Annotated in this window: 20 protein-coding genes; 16 read left to right on the top strand and 4 right to left on the bottom strand. The window is 66.3% G+C overall.

The window, feature by feature from the left end:
- The first annotated feature begins 4 nt into the window (after nt 1–4).
- The 6 genes from HV753_RS01285 to HV753_RS01260 all read left to right on the top strand — a co-directional run bounded on the left by HV753_RS01285 (nt 5) and on the right by HV753_RS01260 (nt 6,275).
- The gene (locus tag HV753_RS01285) at nt 5–1,513 is read left to right on the top strand and encodes an efflux transporter outer membrane subunit (RefSeq protein WP_246288110.1); all 1,509 of its coding nucleotides are present in this window, start codon (nt 5–7) and stop codon (nt 1,511–1,513) included.
- A 190-nt stretch (nt 1,514–1,703) separates the two neighbouring features.
- A complete protein-coding gene (locus HV753_RS01280; protein ID WP_175172611.1) occupies nt 1,704–2,435 on the top strand; it encodes a response regulator transcription factor in 732 nt (243 codons plus the stop codon).
- 80 nt (nt 2,436–2,515) lie between these two features.
- A complete protein-coding gene (locus tag HV753_RS01275; protein WP_175172610.1) occupies nt 2,516–2,998 on the top strand; it encodes a YbaK/prolyl-tRNA synthetase associated domain-containing protein in 483 nt (160 codons plus the stop codon).
- Between the two features lie 24 nt (nt 2,999–3,022).
- Entirely contained in the window at nt 3,023–5,002 is a 1,980-nt protein-coding gene (locus HV753_RS01270) for an FUSC family protein (RefSeq protein WP_246288109.1), read from the top strand.
- A gap of 3 nt (nt 5,003–5,005) precedes the next feature.
- Nucleotides 5,006–5,857, top strand: a complete 852-nt coding sequence (locus HV753_RS01265) for an NRDE family protein (protein WP_175172609.1) — start codon at nt 5,006–5,008, stop codon at nt 5,855–5,857.
- Complete coding sequence (locus HV753_RS01260; RefSeq protein WP_175172608.1) at nt 5,841–6,275, top strand: flagellar hook assembly protein FlgD; 435 nt, start codon at nt 5,841–5,843, stop codon at nt 6,273–6,275. Before HV753_RS01265 ends, HV753_RS01260 begins: the two co-directional genes overlap by 17 nt.
- A 76-nt stretch (nt 6,276–6,351) precedes the next feature.
- Here the strand turns inward: HV753_RS01260 and HV753_RS01255 are convergent, their stop codons facing one another.
- Nucleotides 6,352–6,726, bottom strand: a complete 375-nt coding sequence (locus HV753_RS01255; RefSeq protein WP_175172607.1) for an MAPEG family protein — start codon at nt 6,724–6,726, stop codon at nt 6,352–6,354.
- A gap of 147 nt (nt 6,727–6,873) precedes the next feature.
- Here HV753_RS01255 and HV753_RS01250 point away from each other — a divergent pair, with 147 nt between their 5' ends.
- Complete coding sequence (locus HV753_RS01250) at nt 6,874–7,722, top strand: CPBP family intramembrane glutamic endopeptidase (protein WP_175172606.1); 849 nt, start codon at nt 6,874–6,876, stop codon at nt 7,720–7,722.
- A 51-nt stretch (nt 7,723–7,773) separates the two neighbouring features.
- On the opposite strand, the gene HV753_RS01245 is transcribed toward HV753_RS01250, so the two are convergent.
- The 3 genes from HV753_RS01245 to arfB form a co-directional block, all read right to left on the bottom strand.
- Nucleotides 7,774–8,826 (bottom strand): alkene reductase, encoded by a 1,053-nt coding sequence (locus tag HV753_RS01245; protein WP_175172605.1) that lies wholly within the window; start codon nt 8,824–8,826, stop codon nt 7,774–7,776.
- A gap of 47 nt (nt 8,827–8,873) precedes the next feature.
- Nucleotides 8,874–9,221, bottom strand: a complete 348-nt coding sequence (locus HV753_RS01240) for an ArsR/SmtB family transcription factor (RefSeq protein WP_175172604.1) — start codon at nt 9,219–9,221, stop codon at nt 8,874–8,876.
- Between the two features lie 92 nt (nt 9,222–9,313).
- Nucleotides 9,314–9,730 (bottom strand): alternative ribosome rescue aminoacyl-tRNA hydrolase ArfB, encoded by a 417-nt coding sequence (gene arfB, locus HV753_RS01235; protein WP_175172603.1) that lies wholly within the window; start codon nt 9,728–9,730, stop codon nt 9,314–9,316.
- Between the two features lie 144 nt (nt 9,731–9,874).
- Here arfB and queE point away from each other — a divergent pair, with 144 nt between their 5' ends.
- From queE to HV753_RS01190, 9 genes are all read left to right on the top strand, one after another.
- A complete protein-coding gene (gene queE / locus HV753_RS01230; protein ID WP_175172602.1) occupies nt 9,875–10,507 on the top strand; it encodes a 7-carboxy-7-deazaguanine synthase in 633 nt (210 codons plus the stop codon).
- Between the two features lie 28 nt (nt 10,508–10,535).
- Nucleotides 10,536–10,979: a 6-carboxytetrahydropterin synthase QueD gene (gene queD / locus HV753_RS01225; protein WP_057282957.1), complete on the top strand. Its 444-nt coding sequence runs from the start codon at nt 10,536–10,538 to the stop codon at nt 10,977–10,979.
- A gap of 662 nt (nt 10,980–11,641) precedes the next feature.
- Complete coding sequence (locus tag HV753_RS01220; protein ID WP_175172601.1) at nt 11,642–12,118, top strand: MarR family winged helix-turn-helix transcriptional regulator; 477 nt, start codon at nt 11,642–11,644, stop codon at nt 12,116–12,118.
- Entirely contained in the window at nt 12,115–14,178 is a 2,064-nt protein-coding gene (locus tag HV753_RS01215; protein WP_175172600.1) for an FUSC family protein, read from the top strand. Before HV753_RS01220 ends, HV753_RS01215 begins: the two co-directional genes overlap by 4 nt.
- Nucleotides 14,175–14,387 (top strand): DUF1656 domain-containing protein, encoded by a 213-nt coding sequence (locus tag HV753_RS01210; RefSeq protein ID WP_175172599.1) that lies wholly within the window; start codon nt 14,175–14,177, stop codon nt 14,385–14,387. Before HV753_RS01215 ends, HV753_RS01210 begins: the two co-directional genes overlap by 4 nt.
- 2 nt (nt 14,388–14,389) lie before the next feature.
- Nucleotides 14,390–15,295, top strand: coding sequence for an efflux RND transporter periplasmic adaptor subunit (locus HV753_RS01205; RefSeq protein ID WP_175172598.1), 906 nt, complete (start codon nt 14,390–14,392; stop codon nt 15,293–15,295).
- A 76-nt stretch (nt 15,296–15,371) separates the two neighbouring features.
- Nucleotides 15,372–16,793, top strand: a complete 1,422-nt coding sequence (locus HV753_RS01200) for an efflux transporter outer membrane subunit (RefSeq protein ID WP_175172597.1) — start codon at nt 15,372–15,374, stop codon at nt 16,791–16,793.
- Nucleotides 16,794–17,124: 331 nt separating this feature from the next.
- A complete protein-coding gene (locus HV753_RS01195; RefSeq protein WP_175172596.1) occupies nt 17,125–17,958 on the top strand; it encodes a hypothetical protein in 834 nt (277 codons plus the stop codon).
- Nucleotides 17,959–17,971: 13 nt separating this feature from the next.
- A complete protein-coding gene (locus HV753_RS01190; RefSeq protein WP_175172595.1) occupies nt 17,972–19,705 on the top strand; it encodes a thiamine pyrophosphate-binding protein in 1,734 nt (577 codons plus the stop codon).
- The last annotated feature ends 7 nt before the right edge of the window (nt 19,706–19,712 follow it).

Genomic DNA, 19,712 nt, shown 5'->3' with positions numbered 1-19,712 from the left:
CGCCATGCCTCGCCTAGCCCGCCCGCCCTTCATACTCCGTCCGCTGCCGCGCCGCTACCCGACGCTGGCCACCCTGAGCCTGCTTGCGCTGGTCTCGGGCTGCGCGGTCGGGCCTGACTTCAAGACGCCCGCGGCGCCGGAAGTTGCGTCCTATACCGCCACGCACGACGCCGCGCCCGTCTCTGGCGCGCAGCAACTGCAAGCGGGCGCGGATATCCCCGGAGAATGGTGGAAGCTGTTTCACTCCGATGTGCTTGACGGACTGGTGCGTCAGGCGCTGGATGCCAACCCCACGCTGGAACAGGCGCGCGCCAGTCTGCGCCAGGCCACCGAAGACCTGAATGCCGAAACCGGCGGCCGGATGCTGCCGTCAGTGGACGGCAAGCTGTCGGTTGCGCGCCAAAAGGTCGATCCCTCTGCCTATGGCGTGCCCGTGGCCGAATTGCCGCCGCCGTTCACGCTGTACAACGCCTCGATCGATGTGTCCTACACGCTGGACGTATTTGGCGGCAACCGCCGGGTGCTGGAAGGCATGGCGGCGCAGGTGGACTACCAGACGCACGAATTGCAGGCCGCGCGCATGTCGCTGGCCGCGAACGTGGTGACGGCCGCCATCCGGCAAGCCGACCTGTCCGAACGCGCCGCTGCCACGCGCGAATTGCTGGCGGCGCAGGTGCGTCAGCAGGACATCATGCGGCAGCGGCTGGACGCTGGCGGCATCGCGCAAGCCGATCTGAGCAACCAGGAACTGCTGGTCGCCCAGACCCGTGCCACGCTGCCCCCGCTGGACAAGCAACTGGCGCAGGTGACGCATCAGTTGGCCATCTACCTGGGCCAACCGCCTGCCGCGCTTGCCATGGCGCCGCTGCGGCTGGCCGACCTGAGCCTGCCCGCCCAGGTTCCCACCGGCGTGCCGTCCGCGTTGACACGCCAGCGGCCGGACATCCTGGCCGCCGAGGCGCTATGGCACAAGGCGTCGGCCGATGTGGGCGTGGCCACCGCCAACCAGTATCCGCAGTTCACGCTGACCGCCAGTTTCGGGTCGCAGCGCACCCACGCGGGCGATCTGTCCGATGGGCTGAACGTGTGGAGCCTGGGGCTTGGGCTGGTGCAACCGCTGTTCCACGGCGGTGAACTGCGCGCTCGCAAGCGGTCGGCCGAAGCCGCCTACGAGGCTGCCGCGGCGGCGTACCGGCAAACGGTGTTGGAAGGCTTGCGCCAAGTGGCCGACGCCTTGCGCGCCGTGCAGACCGACGGCGAGGCCTATCAAGCCTATGACGATGCCTGGCGCCGCGCCGCGGACGCCGAACGCATCGCGCAAGGCCGCTACCAGGCGGGCGGCATCAGCCATCTGAACTTGCTGGACAGCCAGCGCCAGCTCTTGCAGACGCGCATTGCGCGTACCGAAGCCGATGCGGCACGCTACGCGGATACCGCCGCCCTGCTGCAAGCGCTGGGCGGCGGCTGGTGGAACGAACCCGTCGCGCCGCCGGCTGCCGTGCCCAGTCTTTAAGCCGCTGGTCAGCCGCGTGCGTCCGCCGTGGTAAAAGCGCCCGCCCCCGCACGTTCGGGCGTGCGCGTAACAGGCTCCGCGCAATCATGTCTGAGAATTCGGGTACGAAACGGGCGTTGTGCGAGGTTTAGGAATTCGATGTATCCGTAGCATCATGCATGCGCTCAAGCTGCACAGATCACTACGATTCATGAATGACCTACTAGACCTGATCGTCTTCTCTCCCGATCCCGACCAACGAGTGCGCCGCAGCGACGCGCTGGCTGGCATGGGTTTTTCGCCCCGCCGTTGCGAGGATTCCAATGGCCTGTTCCGCCTGTTCCAGGCGCACCGCACGCCTTTGCTGGTGATGGAAGCCGAATTATCCGATCTCTGCATGGCCGTCGCAGGTCTGCGCGCCATGGACACCACCGCCGGCATCATTGCCGTCTCTACCTTCGATTCCCCCGAAAACCGCATCCTGGGCTTGCATTGCGGCGCCGACGCCTGCTTCCAGCCAGACGTGGCCACTGCGGAAATCGCCGCGGCGCTGCAAGCCCTGGTCCGCCGGGTGCCCGCCACGGTCAGCCGCCGCCAGGCCTCGCCAGAGGCTGAACCACGCGCCGGCGGCGTGGCGGCGCCTGGCGACTCCACCGGAAAGTGGCAATTCCATGACGCCGCCTGGACGCTCGTCAGCCCGCAAGGCGCACGTCTGGCGCTGACCTTGGCGGAACGCGAGTTCCTGCTGAAGCTGACGACATCGGCCGACAAGCGGCTGCCTCGCAGCGATCCGCCCGGCATCGATCCGCAAGCGGGCCGCGAGTCCATCCGGCGCACCGACGTGGTGGTCAGCCGCTTGCGCCGCAAGGCGCAGGACATGAACCTGGAGCTGCCTATTCGCACTGTCTGGGGTTGGGGCTACGCCTTCACCGGCGAAATCTGAGCGCGTCTTGCGGGCGTATCATGCGATGTGCGGGGCCGACTCCCGGCGCCCGCCCGTTCTATTGCCCCGCTGCCCCCCCTATGGAAGTCTTTGAACGCCTGCAAGCGCTACTTGCCCAGAACCAGGCCCGCCACCGCCTGATCGAACATCCCGCTGCCGGCCGCTCGGTTGAAGTCGCCGCCATCCGCGGCACCGCGGTCAGCCAGGGCGCCAAGGCGCTGGTCTGCCGCGTGAAGATCTCGTCCAACCTGCGCAAGAACGTGCTGGCCGTGTTCCCGGCCGACAAGCAGGCCGACCTGGACGCCATTGCCCGCGCGGCCGGAGGCAAGAAGGCGTCGCTCGCCTCGCAGGATCTGGCGCGCGAGTTGACGGGCTGCGAGATCGGGGCCATTCCCCCGTTTTCCTTCAACCCCGACCTGCATCTGCTGGTGGATCCCAGCCTGCGCGACCGCCATGACGAAATCGTGTTCAACGCCGGACGCCTGGACGCCTCCATCCTGCTGAACACGGAAGACTACTTCCGCCTGGCCGCACCGGAAGTCGCCCCGCTGATCAAGGCCTGATCCCGCCCACGCCATGAGACCACCGTGTCCCGCCCCCTGAAAAGCCAAGGCGCGCGCACCTCCAATATGCGGTGGCTGATGAGCCTGGCGCATATGGAACCGTCGCCCGTCAGCCGCTGGGTCGCGTTGCGCGCGGCGCTGGCCATCGGCCTGCCCTCGGCCGTGGGGCTTGTGCTGGATCAAAGCGCGGCCGCCGCGTTGGTGGCGCTGGGCGCACTGCCTGCCATCACCGGCGACAACGGCGGTCCTTACCGGAACCGGGCGCTGTCCATCGGGTCCACCGTCTTCGGCGGCGCACTGGGCTATCTGCTGGGCAATCTGGTGGCCGGACACGGCCTGCTGACGTCGGCCGCGATGACCGTGCTGGTGCTGATCGCCAGCCTGGTCGGTACCTTCAACAACATCGCCGCGGTCGCCACGCTGCAATTCGCGGTGTATGTCATCGTCGGCTCCAGCCTGACCTCCACCCTGCCTCCCTGGATGCCGTCGGTGCTGGTGGGCGCGGGCGGCTTGTTCGGACTGGCGCTGACCTTGTCGGGCTGGGTCGTGAACCCCATCGCTCCCGAACGCGCCGCCGTCGCCCAGGCCTACCGCAAGCTGGCCGCCATGTTCGCCGCCATCGGCACGTCGCGCACCATGACCGCGCGGCGCGACATGGAAGCGGCCATGACCACCGCCTACGACACCGTGCTGGCCGCCCGGGGCCGCGCCGCCGGCCCCTCACCCCGGCTGGCCCGGCTGGCCGCGCAGTTGCAGGCCTGCACGCCGCTGACCAATGCCGCGCTGTCGCTGGCGCGCGTTGGCCGCGTCCTGCCGCACGACTGCGCGCGCGTCATGAACCGGCTGGCGGATCGCGTGGAGAACGACGCCGATCCCGATGCCGGCGACGACATTGCCGCCTTGCGATTGGCGAACATGCCGCAACTGGCGGATGCGCTGGCGCAGGCATTGCCGTTGCTGGATGGCGCCAAGCCGTCCGATGCGGACCCGCTGGCCACGCTGACGCCAGTCCGGCCCCGCACGCCGTGGCGCGTTCTGGCTCGCACCTACCGGCCCGGACCCACCACCGTGCGCTACCTGATCCGGCTGGCCTTGTGCCTGATCGCCGCCGAAGCCGTGGCGCTGGCCGCAGCGTTGCCCCGGTCATATTGGGTGCCGCTGATCGTGGTCGTGATCTTCAAGCCCAACTTCGGCTCGGTGTTTGCGCGCGCCTTGCAAAGCTGCGCGGGCAGCCTGGTGGGCGTGGCCATCAGCGCCACGGTGCTGGCCGTGGACCACAGCGGCGTCGCCAGCCTGCTGACGCTGGCGCTGCTGGCCTCCCTGCTGCCCTGGTCCATCCGCCGCAATTACGGCTTGTTCTCGGCCATTCTGGTGCCCATCCTGATGCTGCTGATCGGCGCCTTGCAACCCGGCACCTGGACCATCGCGCTGGCCCGGCTGGTCGACGTGGGCGTGGCCGCCGCCATCGTGCTACTGGTGGGTTACCTGCCCTGGATACGCATCGAACGCCACAATCTGGATCACGCCGTGTCGGCCGCTATGGATACCCTGGCCGCCTATCTGAACACGGTCTTCCAGACGGCGCCCGGCAACCGCCATAGCCTGCGCGCCAGCGCCTACGCACGCTTGTCCGATCTGCGCATTGCGCTGCAACGCGGCCTGTCCGAGCCGCGCCTGGTCAGCCGCCGTGCGCTGGCCTGGTGGCCGGTCGAGGTGGCGCTGGAACGGATCGCCAACGCCATTTCCGACACCGCATGGTCGCTGCCCGCCGACCAGGCCCCGCCCAGCGCCGCCCAGGTGGCGCAATTGGCCGAGGCCTTGCACGCCATGAGCGCGGCGGTCGACCAGGGCACGCCACCGCCCGCCGCTCCCATTACGGCTCCGTCGCCCGGTCTGGCCGACGTCGCCGCCGAAATCGAATCGTTGCGTGCCACCCTGGCGGGCCCGGAATTTGCCCACACGCCAGGGGCCGCCTCGCCCAAACACCCCGTCCACCAGGTTTGAACCATGTGTCTTGCCGTATTGGCCTTGCATGCCTTGCCAGGCGTCCCTGTCCTGATTGCCGCCAACCGCGACGAATTCCACGCGCGCCCGACGCAGCCCGCCACCCGATGGGCCGATGCACCCGAGGTCTATGCGGGCCGCGACGGCCTGGCCGGCGGCACCTGGATGGGAGTCACCACCGGTGGCCGCTTCGCGCTGGTGACGAATTTCCGCGAACCGGGCAGGCACCTGGACCCCGCTCCCTCGCGCGGCGCGCTGGTCGAGGACTTCCTGCGGGGCACGGCATCACCCGACGAATACCTGGCCCGCGTCCATGAAACGGATCAGGCTTACAACGGCTTCAATCTGATCGTGGGCGACGTGCGCCAGGCCTGGTATCTGAGCAACCGCAATGGCGCCCCGTGCGCGCTGCCGCCTGGGATTTATGCTTTGTCCAACCATCTGCTGGACACCCCGTGGCCGAAGCTCGCCCGCACCAAGGCCGCCTTCACGGCCGTGCTGGACCATGCACCGCAGCCGGATCTGCCCGCGCTGTTCGAGGCGCTGGCAGACCGCCAAGGCGCGGAAGACAACGAGCTTCCCGCCACCGGCCTGCCGCTGGATCGTGAAAAGCTATTGAGCAGCCCCTTCATCGTCAGTCCAAACTATGGCACCCGCAGTTCCAGCGTGCTGGCGTTGCACGACGACGGCGCGGGCACGCTGGAGGAACGGCGTTTCGCCCCAGACGGGTCCATCAGCGGCGAAAGTCGGCTGGCATTTTCGTGGCACCCACCTGCCGATGCGAACTCCCTGCCCGCGCTCCGGTCGAAACCCTTGTGTTCCTCTCCAGGAGAACCTGATGAACAAGCGCATTGAACGCTGCACCCTGGCCGCCATGATGGCGGTGGGCAGCATGGCCCTTGCTGGCGTCCTGTCGACCGCCCACGCGGAGCTGCCCCCGGTCAAGCATCAAGGCACGGTGCAGTATGTCAGCGGCGGAATCGGCATTGATGAATCCGAAGCCATGAAAGCCGCCGCCCGCGACTATCCTCTGGCGCTGACCTTTGCCGCCCAGCGTGACGGCAAGGCGGACTATGTCGCCAGCGTGGGCGTCACCATCCATGACGCGCACGGCAAGGAAGTGTTGAAGACCACAGCCGAAGGCCCGTACATGCTGGTGAAGCTGCCGGCAGGCGCCTATAAGATTTCGGCCACGTATGAAGGCAAGGCGCAAGCGCGCGACGTCACCGTGCAGAACACCGGAACTGCCCGCGCCGTCTTTGAATGGAAGTAAGCAGCGCGATTGCGCCGCTTGCGCGCGGCCCGGGCGGCAATGCGTTCCCGCCCGGGCCGCGCTACGTTTCGGCGGTTTAGACGCCCGAGAACAGGATGGCGATCACAAAGCCCATGCCAATCGCCCAGACCAGCGAACGCAATGCGCCCCAACCGGCCAGATACATGGCCAGATAGCCCAGCCGAACGCCCAGCCAGCACGCCATCAGCGTTGCCACATGCGCGGGCGGCGCCTGCATGTACAAGGCAAACAACACGGCCGCGAAGAAGAACGGCAGGGACTCAAAGGTATTGATTTGCGCCGCGTTGGCACGCGCGCGCCAACCTTCCTGACGCGCCAGCCAGGTTCGCGGTTCATTGTTGTCGAACTTCGCGCCCCCCGCCTTGGCGACTATCGTTGACACGAACGGCAGAATCGCCGCCGCCAACATCAACCACGCGATCATTTTCATTTTTTTGCTCCAAGTGGGGACGAACCGGTCAGTCCGCTGGGGAAATGGCAGCGTTGCTCCGCTGCTGCGGCATCGTCGCCCGAAAGCGCTGCTTTGAGCAAGCCGGCACGCTTACACTTTGCGCTTCACCGCAGCCCGTGTGTTCCGATGCCGTTGCTATCCCCCTGGTCCGCCCTGTTTCTTGCCGCCGCCCTGCTGTGGCCGCCCGCCACGCGCCGCTGGGCGCTGGCCCCCCTGGCCGCCGCCTGGGCCTGGGGTTGGGCGGACGGCCTGATTGAACCAATCGCGCTGGCCGGGCCTGCATTGCTCCTGCTGGCAGCGATTGGCGTGCGGCCCACTTCTGGCAGCACCGCACGCCTGACGGGCCATGTCTTGTTCGTGGCCGTGGCCGCGGCCCTCTTCCTGCATCTGCTGCCCGGTTTTCATAATCCGCAGGTCATCGCCCCCGCGCCCCTCAGCCCGGACGCGGTGCCGTTCGACATGTACTTGAATCTGGACAAGCCGCTGGTGGCCTTCTGGGTGATCCTGGCGTTGGCGCCGCCCATGGCTGGCGCCCAGGCGCGCACCACGGTGGCGTCGGCCTTGGGGGCCTGCGCCTTGGCGGTGCTGGTGTGCCTGGGAGTGGCGTTGGCGTTGGGGGTGGTGGGCTGGGAACCCAAATGGCCGGACAGCGCCTGGATCTGGCTGATCAATAACGCGCTGCTGGTCACGCTGGCCGAAGAAGCGTTGTTCCGCGGCTATGTGCAGCAGCAATTGATGTCGCGTTGGCGCCGCCATGCCTGGGGGGCCCAAGCTGCCGTGGCCGTGGCCGCCGTGCTGTTTGGACTGGCGCATTACGCCGGTGGCTGGCAGTGGATGCTGCTGGCCGGCCTGGCGGGCGTGGCCTATGGCACGGCTTATCGGTATGGCGGACTGGCCGCCGCCGTCGTGGCGCACTTGGGCCTGAACGCCGCGCACTTCGGCTTGTTCACGTATCCGATGCGCGCGGTGTTCTAGGTCTGAACCGGGGTCGCCATGCCGCTTGAGACGCCGCCGGGTGATTGCCGCTTACGGCAGCGCCGGATAATCCGTGTAGCCGGTGGCGCCCTGCGAATAGAACGTGGACGATTCCGGCGCATTCAGCGGAGCATCCAGTTCAAAGCGCCGCTTCAGGTCGGGGTTGGCGATGTACTGCACGCCAAACGCCACGGCATCGGCGCGGCCTGCGGCAATGGCCGCGTCGGCTGACTGCCGCGTGTAGCCTTCGTTGCCGATATAGACACCGCCAAACGCCGCCTTCAGCTTCGGGCCCAGGCTGTCTTCGCCTTCATGTTCGCGCGCGCAGATGAACGCGATGCCGCGCTTGCCCAGTTCGGTGGCGACATAAGTGAATGTGGCCGCCAGGTCCGAATCGCCCATCGTGTGCGAATCGGCGCGCGGCGACAAATGCACGCCCACACGCCCGGCGCCCCAGACCTCGATGCACGCATCCACGATTTCCAGCAACAGGCGGGCGCGGTTTTCCAGCGATCCGCCGTACTGATCCGTGCGGTGATTGGTGCTGTCTTGCAGGAACTGATCCAGCAAGTAACCGTTGGCGGCGTGCACTTCCACCCCATCAAAACCGGATTCCTGCGCCATCTTGGCACCGTGACGATAGGCTTCCACCACCCCCGGAATTTCGGCCGTTTCCAGCGCGCGAGGGGTGACATAGGGGCGCTTCGGACGCACCAGGCTGACGTGACCGCCGGCGGCGATGGCGCTGGGCGCAACGGGCAATTCGCCATTCAGGAAAACCGGGTCGGAAATGCGGCCCACGTGCCAGAGCTGGGCCACGATCAGGCCGCCCTTGTCATGCACGGCGGACGTGACCTTGCGCCAGCCCTTCACCTGCTCGGTGGACCACAGGCCCGGGGTATCGGCATAGCCCACGCCCTGGGGCGTGACGGACGTGGCTTCGGTCAGGATCATGCCGGCGTCGGCACGCTGGGTGTAGTACTCGACCATCAGATCGCTGGGCACGCGGCCTTCGCTTGCGCGCTGGCGGGTCAACGGGGCCATGACAATGCGGTTGCGCAGCGTGAGGTCGCCGGCGCGCAGGGGTTCAAACAGGGAGCTCATGCAAAATCCTTCCGCCCGGGCAAGGGGGCGTTTCTTGTAGCGGCTGACTACATATCCTGATTCAACTGCCGCAGGAACGCGGCAATGACGGGTTCATTGCGACGGAAAAATACCCACTGCCCCACCTTCGTTCCCAGGATCAGGCCCGCACGCTGCAAGACGGCCAGGTGCGAGGACACGGTGGACTGCGACAAGCCGCAGCGGTCATCGATGTGGCCCGCGCACACGCCATGTTCAAAGGAGTGGCCCGGGCGCTCTTCGAAATGCGCTTGCGGTGTCTTCAGCCACACAAGAATGTCGCGCCGTACCGGATTCGCCAGCGCCTTGAGGATGGCGTCGGCGTCGATACGGGGTGGCGCGTCGGTCTGATCGAAGGGTGAAGGGGATGCCGTCATATTTGTATATCGCAATTTATCGAATCTTATATCGTTGTTGTTCGATATATAGTCATGCCCCTGTGCCGCATGGGGCTATTGGCCAGCCGGGTTCAGTCGCCCTGCACCCGGCCCCGCAAACGCTTGACCTCGCCGTGCAAGACCTTGCGCTGGACCCGCCGGCGCTGCGACGACCGGGTGGGCTTGGTCGCGCGACGCGGCTTTTCCACCTGGATGGCCGAACGCACCATGGCGATCAGCCGTTCGATGGCTTCGGCCCGGTTTTTTTCCTGGCTACGGAACGATTGCGACTTGATCACGATCACGCCCTCTTTCGAGATGCGGTGGTCGCTGACGGCGCACAGCGCATCCTGAACCTCGGGCGGCAGGCTGGACGCGCGAACGTCAAAGCGCAAATGAACGGCGCTGGAAACCTTGTTGACGTTCTGCCCGCCCGAGCCCTGGGCGCGGATCATGGTGAACGTCAGGTCGCGCTCGTCCAGATATAGGGAATCTTGGATGTGGAACATAGGCCGGGAGTCTACAAGATCAGGCGGGCACGGACGACGCCGCGCAAGGTCTTTCGCCGTACCGGCCTCGCTACCAGTAAAATAGTGCGCTTTTGCTCGAATCTTTACGGCGCACGGCTACCCGCAGCTCGCCAATACCCCCTTATGACCTATTCCGCCAAAGAAATCTTCAAGACCCTGCAAGGCGAAGGCGCCCATGCAGGCCGCGCGGCGGTATTTTGCCGGTTTGCCGGCTGTAACCTCTGGACCGGCCGCGAAAGCGACCGCGCCAGCGCCGCCTGCACCTTCTGCGACACCGACTTCATCGGCACCGACGGCGAAGGCGGCGGCAAGTTCACGACCGCAGACCTGCTGGCCGACGCCATCGCTGCCTCGTGGGGCCCCGGAACGGAAGACCGCTACGTGGTCTTCACCGGCGGCGAACCCCTGCTGCAATTGGACGCGGCGCTGCTCACGGCCATCCATGCCCGCGGCTTCACCGTGGCCATCGAGACCAACGGCACCGTCAAGCCTCCGGCCGGCATCGACTGGATCTGCGTCAGCCCCAAAGGCACCGCGCCCATCGTCATCGAACGCGGTGACGAGCTGAAGCTGGTCTACCCGCAGTCCAATGCGCTGCCCGAAACGTTCGCGCATCTGGATTTTGAGCATTTTTTCCTACAACCCATGGACGGCCCGGCGCGCGTGGCCAATACCGAAAAAGCCGTCCAGTACTGTATGCAGCACCCGCAATGGCGGCTCAGTTTGCAGACTCACAAATACATAGGCATTCCATGATTTACCCCGACGCCTTGCGGAGCACACCATGATTTCCGTGACCCGCAGGCTGGAATTCGACGCCGGCCATCGCATTCCCGATCACCGCAGCCAGTGCCGCAATTTGCATGGCCACCGCTATGTGCTGGAAATCACCCTGACCGGCGATGTCGTGCAAGCCCCTGGCGAGTCCGACAACGGCATGCTGATGGATTTCTCTGAAATCAAGCACATCGCCAAGACCCACATCGTGGACGTCTGGGACCATGCCTTCCTGGTTTTTGAAGGCGATGCGGCCGTACGCGGCTTCCTGGACAGCCTGCCCGACCACAAGACCGTGGTGCTGGACCGCATTCCCACCGCCGAGAACCTGGCCGCCATCGTCTTCGAGACCCTGGCGCCGCACTATCACGGCCACTACGGCGCCGACCTGCGCCTGACCCGCGTGCGCCTGTACGAAACGCCCAATTGCTGGGCCGACTGCAACGGCTGATTGCCACGGGACTGCAACGGCTGATTGCCACCGGACTGCTACGGCTGATTGCCACGGATGGATGGTTCGTAGGATGGGTGTAGCGCGCGGATGCGGGGCCAGGAAAACGGCCCTCCAACGCGCGCAACCCATCAAGCAGCGCTGGTTCCAGAACAGATTTGGCCACAGCATGACGGCTGCCCGATGGGTTGCGCGCGATAAGCGCATGCTTTCTTGCCCCTGGCATCCGCGCGCTACACCCATCCTACGGACGGCAACAGCCATCGCGCGCCTCGAGACCCACGGCGCATCATGCACCACCGCGTGCATGCCCCATGACGCATCGTCGTCCATGACCCACATGCCGCATGACCCACGCCCCATCGTCGCCCATCGCCCCAACACCGCGTGACTCGCGCCCCGTCGCCGCCCATCGCCCGCATGCCGCTTGACCCGCGCCCCGTTCCCACCCATCACCCGCATGCCGCTTGACCCGTAGGATGGGTGTAGCGCGCGGACGCCCCGGCCAAGAAAACGGCCCTCGAACGCGCGCAACCCATCACTGCCCCCCATTTCCCCACCCATGAAACCCCCTCCTCCTATCTAACCAATTGAAAAAATCAATGGAGATATTCGCCATTTTCAATTATTAGTAAGCTAATAGATAGGATACAATCTATTCCATGAACTCTCCCACCGACTCCCAACTCATGGCTACCACCGCAAATTTGATGGTGCTGTCGCGCGCCTATCGTGGCGCTGCCGACAAGGCGTTGGTCGACTATGGCTTGTCGCAAGCCACGGCCTGGCCTGTCATCCTGGCGGGCCGCCTGGGCGACGGCGTGCGTCAAGGCGCGCTGGCCGAGGCGCTGGGCGTCGAAGGGCCGTCGCTGGTGCGCGTGCTGGACCAACTGGTCGCTGCCGGCCTGATGGAACGGCGTGAAGACCCCCACGACCGCCGCGCCAAGACCTTGCACCTGACCCCCGCCGGCCATGCGCTGCGCGCGCAGGTCGAGGACGTCTTGGTGGAACTGCGCCGCCGCTTGTTCCACGGCGTCAGCGAAGCGGACCTGGAAGCCTGCCTGCGCGTCTTCGACACCTTGGCGGTGTCGTTGGGCCGCGGCGCGGCCGGTTCGCATCCTCAGGACAATCAATCGTGAAATTGCCGAACGTCCGCGAATCCCTCTTTTCGCTGAAGAGCTACCTAAGCGCCATCATGGCGCTTTATCTGTCCTACAGCATGGGTTTGCCGCGTCCGTTCTGGGCGATGACCACCGCGTACGTCGTGGCGCAGCCCTGGTCGGGCGCGGTGCGCTCGAAAGCGCTGTACCGCCTGGTTGGCACCTTTGTCGGGTCGGCCGCCACCGTTTACATGGTGCCCCGGCTGTCGAATTCGCCCGTCGTCATGACGGGTGCGATGGTGCTGTGGGTGGGCGCCTGCCTGTATATGTCGGTGCTGGACCGCACGCCACGGTCATACCTGTTCATGCTGGCTGGCTACACCGCCGCAATGATCGGTTTTCCCAGCGTGTCGGACCCGTCGCTGGTGTTCGACACGGCGCTCGCTCGCGTCGAGGAAATCAGTTTGGGCATCGTCTGCGCCACGCTGATCCACAGCATCGTGCTGCCGCGCGGCCTGGCGCCCGCCTTGACCTTGCAGTTGGACAAAGCCGTGCGCGATGCCCGCAACTGGATGCACGACACGCTCAGCGGACAGAATGCCGAACAACGCGACCGCGATCGTCGCGAGCTGGCCAACGACATCACGCAGTTGCGCCTCCTGTCCACGCATGTGCCTTTCGATACCAGCAACCTGCGCTGGACGTCCGGCGCCGTGCGCGCCATGCAGGACCAGATCTCGGCGCTGACACCGGCCGTCTCGGCGGTGGAAGACCGGCTGCGCGCCTTGCAGGCCAATGATCAGCCGCTACCCGAACCCGTGTCCGCGCTGCTGCATGACATCTCTGAATGGATCAATGCCGGCGCCCAGGCCTCGCACGAGACCGCCGTGCGCCTGCGCGCCGCCGTCTCCCAGTTGGCGCCCAGCATCGATAGCCATTCCACCTGGCGCGACGCCTTGCTGGCCAGCCTGATGGCGCGGCTGCGCGAACTGATCGACACCTATGACGAATGCCTGGCGTTGCGCCGCGAGATCCGTGCAGGCCTGAACGGCGCTCCGCTGCGGGCACCGATGCGCGCCTCGCGCCCCAACCGCGACCCCAACACGGCGCTGCACCGCGATCATGGCATGGCGCTGTTATCGGCACTGGCCGCAGGCGTGGCCATTTCGGTGTGCTGCGCCTTCTGGATCGGCACGGCATGGAGCAACGGCGCCACCGCCGCCCTGATGGCCGCGATCTTCAGCTGCTTCTTCGCTTCGCAGGACAATCCCGTGCCGGGCATCATGCAGTTCCTGACCTATACGGTGTATTCGATCCCGCTGTCGGCGCTGTACCTGCTGGGCATCATGCCCGCCATCCATTCGTTTGAAATGCTGGCCCTGTCCATGCTGCCGACGGCGTTCATCTTGGGCGTCTTCATCGCCCGGCCCGCCAGCGCCGGCAAGGCAATGGCCATGCTGTTCGGCTTTCTCGGCACCATGGCATTGCAAGACACCAACACCGCCGACGTCGTGTCCTTCATCGACACGCAAGTCGCGCAGTGCATGGGCGTGGCCACGGCGGCGATCATCGCCGCCATCTTCCGCACGGTCAGTGCCGACTGGAGCGCGCGCCGCATCCAGGCTGCCAATTGGAAGGAGCTGGCGACGCTGGCAAGCTCGCCCCGCGCGCCCTCGCGCCATACCTATGCCGCCCGCATGCTGGACCGCATCGGCCTGCTGCAACCGCGCCTGGCCTTGGCCAAACGCCCGGACGATCTGGTCGCCTCCGACGCGCTGAAAGACCTGCGCGTGGGCCGCGACATCACCGAACTGCAACGCGCGCGCCGCCATCTGCCGATGGCCGAGCCCACCATCCAGCCGGTGCTCAACAGCCTGGCGCAATTCTTCCGTGCCCGCTCAGCGTGGCGCGTGGAAGAAAAAACACCGGCCTTCCTGGCTCAGATCGACCGCGCGCTGTCCAGCGTCGCAGCCACGCCGCAAGGCTTGGCCGCAAGAGACCGCGCCGTGGTGGCCCTGGTGGGCATCCGCCGCGCCTTCTTCCCTGACGCGCCCGACTACCAACCCGCCCATCCCACGCTGGAGGGCCAAGCATCATGATCGGCGAATTCAATCTCTACGGCATTTACTTCCCCTGGCTGCTGGTGCTGGGCGTGCTGACGCTGGGTGTGGCCTGGGCGTTGCGGCGCGTGCTTGCCCGCGCCGGCCTGTACCGCCTGGTGTGGCACCCCGCGCTGTTCGATCTGGCGCTGTTCGTGGTGCTGCTGTATGGCGTCTCCCTGATTTCCCCTTATTTTCTCCAGAGATAGGTATGAAACTCCCCAATGCCCTTCGCCCTGCCGCCATCGGCAAGTTCGCGGTAACGGCCGTCGTCGTCGTGGCCGCCGCTTACGCCGGCTGGCAGCTCTGGGTCCACTATGAAGTTGAACCCTGGACGCGGGATGGCCGCGTCAAGGCCTATGTGGTGCAGGTCGCGCCCGACGTCTCCGGCCTGGTGACCAGCGTGCCCGTGCACGACAACCAGGACGTGAAGGCCGGCGACGTGCTGTTTGAAATTGACCGTGCGCGCTTCCAGCTGGCGTTCGACCAGGCCCAGGCCTCGGTGCGTTCACAGCAGGTGGCGCACGATCAGGCGCAGCGCGACGCCAAGCGCAACCGCTCGCTGGGCCAGCTGGTGGCGGCCGAAGCCGTTGAACAAAGCCAGACCAAGATGCAGCAAACCGAAGCCGCGCTTGCCCAGGCCGAAGTGCAACTGAACACAGCCCGCCTGAATCTGGAGCGCAGCCGCGTGGTGGCCGCCAGCGACGGGCGTGTCACCAACCTGGACCTGCGCGCGGGCTCCTACGCCTCTGCCGGCCGTGGCGTGATGGCGCTGGTGGACGCAGGCTCGTTCTACGTGGAAGGCTATTTTGAAGAGACCAAGCTGCCGGGCATCCACGAAGGCGACCCCGTCACCGTGACGCTGATGGGTGATTCGCGCCGCATCAGCGGCCACGTGGAGAGCATCGCCATGGGCATTGCCGACCGCGACCGCAGCATCAGCGCCAACCTGCTGCCCAACGTGAACCCCACGTTCAACTGGGTCCGTCTGGCGCAACGCATTCCGGTGCGCGTGAAGATCGACGCCGTACCCGACGGCGTGCGCCTGGTCGCCGGCCAAACAGCCACCGTTTCGGTGGACCCGATGCCAGCTCAGGCCACGCGCCAGCCGTCTTGAGCACACGGCACTCGCCACCCTTGCCTTTCAACCCTTTCCTTTCAACCCATTCCCTCGACGCCAAGCCGTACTTGCCATGAACACCAAACACCTCCTGCCGCTGATGCTGGCCCTTGCGCTGGCCGGATGCTCCGCCGTGGGCCCTGACTATCAGGTGCCTGCCGGGTCGGTGTCGCAACGGCAGACGGCGCAAGCCGCCTTCATCGAAGCGCAGGAAGGGGTATTCCAGCAGGAAGCGGTGACTGGGCACTGGTGGCGCTTGTACAACGACCCGGTGCTGGACGGCCTGGTCGAAAAAGCCCTGTCCGCCAACACGGACCTGCGCGTCGCCAGCGCCAACCTGGAACGCGCGCAAGCCGCCGTGCGGGAAACGCAGGCGCAGCAGCAACCCACCGTCGGCGTGAACGCATCGCCCACCTTTGGCCACGTGTCCGGTCTGCAAGAGCTGCAACCCGGCATCAATCCGCCCAACCGGTGGTCGTATTCCACGGGCGCCAGCGTGTCCTATCAGCTGGACCTGTTCGGCCAGATCCGCCGCGCCATCGAAGCCGCCAGCGGCGATGAGCAAGCCGCCCAGGCCGCCTACGACGCCACCCGCGTCACGGTCGCGGCCGAAACCGCGCGTGCCTATGCCAACATGTGCGCGGCGGGCATGCAGCTGGCCTCGGCCCAGCATTCGGTGCAGGTGCAGAAAGAATCCGTGGACGCCGTCAGCCGGCTGCAACGCGCCGGCCGAGGCACCACCCTGGACGTGACCCGCGCCCGCAGCCAGCTTGAACAATTGCAGGCCAATCTGCCGCCCTTCCAGTCGCAGCAGCGCACAGCGCTGTATCGTCTGGCGGCCTTGACGGGCCAGACGCCAAACGAGATCTCGCCCACGCTGCTGCGATGCGCGACGGCGCCACGCCTGACCGAGACCATCCCCGTGGGTGACGGCGCCGCGCTGCTGCGCCGCCGTCCCGACATTCGGCAAGCCGAACGCACGCTGGCCGCCAACACGGCACGCATCGGCGTGGCCACCGCCGACCTTTATCCGAAGATCACGCTGGGGCTGTCCGCGGCCTCCGGTGGCCCGGCCACCCTGTTCGGCGACCGCGGCACCTTCAGTTGGAGCGTGGGTCCGCTGATCTCTTGGACCCTTCCGAACACCGGCGCCGTGCAGGCCCGCATCGCCGAAGCCGAAGCCAACACAAAGGCCGCCGTCGCGCGCTTTGACGCCACGGTGCTGAACGCACTGCGCGAAACGGAAAGCGCACTAGTCGTTTATGCACGGCAACTGGACCGCGATACCGCCTTGCGCGCCGCACGCGACCAAAGCGCCGAAGCCGCATCCCAAGCCCGCCAGCTGTTCCAGTACGGCAAGACCGATTATCTGACGGTGCTGGACGCCGAACGCACGCTGGCCAGCAATGAAAGCGCGCTCGCCGCGTCCCAGGCCGACCTTAGCAGCGACCAGATCGCCGTCTTCCTGGCGCTTGGCGGCGGCTGGGAAAAGTAAGCGCCTGACGGGGGCCTGCTCGGCCCCCCCTGCCTATTCCGGCCCCCGCGCGCGTCCACGCGGCGGGGCCGCGACACCCGCGCCTTCCGCGCAACCTTGCCGTTCCCTCCCCCATCCCCCGATGTCTCGCGGGATGCGCGCGCCCATTCTTCCCACGCCCATGCTTCCCACCCCCATGCAAATCAATTTCCATAATATGGAGATTGCATTGCGGCATGTGAATGCGCGCTCGTAGAATCAATCGGCAGCATCAATCAGAACAAACAAAGACACCGCTGGATGCGTCGAAATGCGCGGACCAGGGCTTTGAGAATAGAGACAAATCCATAATATGGAATATCAATCGATCGCTATCGATGCTTGCGTGCTCGACAGCATCACCAAGCTGGGCGATGCGGATGCCGGCCGGGTGGTCATCGCCGGATCGCATGGTGGCAGTTATGCGGCCTATTGCGCCGCACGCGGCAAGGTTCGCGCCGTGGTGCTGAACGACGCCGGTGTCGGCCGCCAGCAAGCCGGCATCGCCGGCCTGCAAGATTTGCAGCAATGGGGCGTGCCCGCGGCAACGGCCGACTACCGCAGTTGCCGAATCGGCGATGGGGCGGACATGGCCCGCCATGGCGTCATCAGCCACGCCAATGCCCTGGCGCAAGCGCTGGGTTGCCGGCCCGGCATGACGGTGGCGCAAGCCGCCGCCCGGTTGGCTCATTCTTCCCCCCTTCCTGCGTTGCCTGCGCCATTGCGGGAATCCCGCGTCGTCCTTCAAACCGCCGCCAACGGCGCCCCACGGGTGATTGGCGCCGACTCCGTATCGCTGCTGGACTCGCGGGACGATGGCTTGATTGCCGTCACGGCTTCGCATGGAGAACGGCTGGCCGGCTTGCAGGTTGACGGTGTGAAGGCATCGCCCCGCCTGATCACCTTCAACGATGCCGGCATCGGCAAGGACAGCGCGGGAATCGGCCGACTGCCCTTGCTACAGCAAAGGGGCATCGCGGCATTGACCGTATCGGCCGATAGCGCACGCATTGGCGACGCCCGGTCCTGCTACGAAGACGGGATCATTTCCTGCGCGAACGCCCGCGCCCGAGAACTCGGCTGCCGCGTCGGCACCCCATTGAAAGCCTTTATCGATGCCCTGTTGAACGGGCGCGGCACTTACTAGGAGCACTACCCGCATGTCGGAAAAACTGGAAATCACCGGCGGCGAAGCCATCGCCCGCATGTTCGCCGCGCACGACGTCGGCTTGATGTTCGGCATGGGCGGCTTTCAACTGCTGCCCTTCTATGACGCCGTGCGGCGCTTGAAGCTGAACCACAACCTGATCAACGACGAGCGCTGCGCCGTGTTCGCGGCCGACGCCTATACGAAGGTCAGCGGACGCCCGGGCGTGTGCGACGCCACATTGGGGCCCGGCGCCACCAATCTGGTCACCGGCCTGGCCGAAGCCTATAACGCCGGCACCGCGCTGGTTGCGCTGGTGGGCGATTCCCACCGCATGCACTCGTGGAAGAACATGACGCAAGAGGCCCGTCAGCTGGAAGTGCTGCGGCCGGTGGTCAAGGATGTGCTGCGCGTGGAAAAAATCGAACGCATTCCCGAACTGGTGCGCCGCGCCTTCGCGGTGGCCACCAGCGGCCGCCCCGGGCCCGTGGTGCTGGATGTTCCCGAAGACATCGCGCATGAGGTCCACGTCTTCGACGCCGATGCCTTTTATTCCAGCGCCAACTACCGCCGTGCGCCGGCCCTGCGCTGCCGGCCCGCCGCCGACGACCTGGCCCAGGCCGCCAGCATGCTGGCAGGCGCCGCCCGCCCGCTGATGCTGTGCGGCGGCGGCGTCCACATCAGCGACGCCGCCCTCGCCGTCGAGGCCTTTGCGCGCCGCTTCGGCATCCCGGTTGCGCACACCATGAGCGGAAAAGGCGCCATCGCGTGCAGCGACCCGCTGAACGCTGGCCTGTTCGGCCGCTACAGCCGCATCGCCAACGATCTGATCGCCAAGGCGGATTGCCTGTTCGTCGTCGGCTGCAAACTGGGCGAAGTCGCCACTCGACGCTATGACCTGCTGACTGCCGGCACGCCCATCATCCATCTGGATATCGTGGCCGAGGAATTCGACCGCACCACCACCCCCGCGTTGCGGCTGTGGGGCGACGTGCGGGCAACGCTGGAAGAACTGGACGAACGCATGGCCGCCCAACCCACATCCCAGCGCGCGGATCGCCAGGACTATGTGGACGAAGTCGGACAGGCCATGCACGCCTGGCGCGAATCCGTGCAGGCCAAACTCACCTCTGCCGACAGCCCGATCGGCATGGCTCGCCTGATGCATGAAATCAACGCGACGCTGCCGGAAGACGGCATCTTGGTGGCCGACGGTGGCTTCGCCGCGCACTGGGGCGGTTTGTTGTTCGACACCAAGCGCGCTGGCCGCGGCTTCGTGCCGGATCGCGGCTTCGCGTCCATCGGCTATGGCATCCCGGGCGCCATCGGCGCCGCCGCAGCAGCACCTGGGCGGCAAGTCGTCAGCCTGACCGGCGACGGGGGTTGCAATATGTCGCTGGGTGAGCTTGAGACCGCAGTGCGCATGGGCCTGGCATTCACGCTGGTCGTCGTCAACAACGCCGCATCGGGGTACATCAAGGCCTTGCAACACCTGATGTATGGCAGCGGCAGCTACCAATCGTCCGACCTGGTGGAGACCAACTACGCCAATGTGGCGCGCGCGCTGGGCTGCAACGGCATCCGTGTCGAGGATCCGGCCGACATCCGGGCCGCGCTGGCCAGCGCCTACGCCTGCAAGGACCGTCCCACCATCCTGGACGTCGTGGTGACCCGTGACCCGGCGTACATGCTGCCCGGCGTGGACAGCCGCGCGGCCAAGATCAAGCCGGGTGACCGCATCGCCTGAGCCCGGC

It is taken from the genome of Achromobacter pestifer (assembly GCF_902859625.1).
Taxonomy (GTDB): Bacteria; Pseudomonadota; Gammaproteobacteria; order Burkholderiales; family Burkholderiaceae_B; genus Achromobacter; species Achromobacter pestifer.
This window is presented reverse-complemented; position numbering and strand designations above follow the sequence as displayed.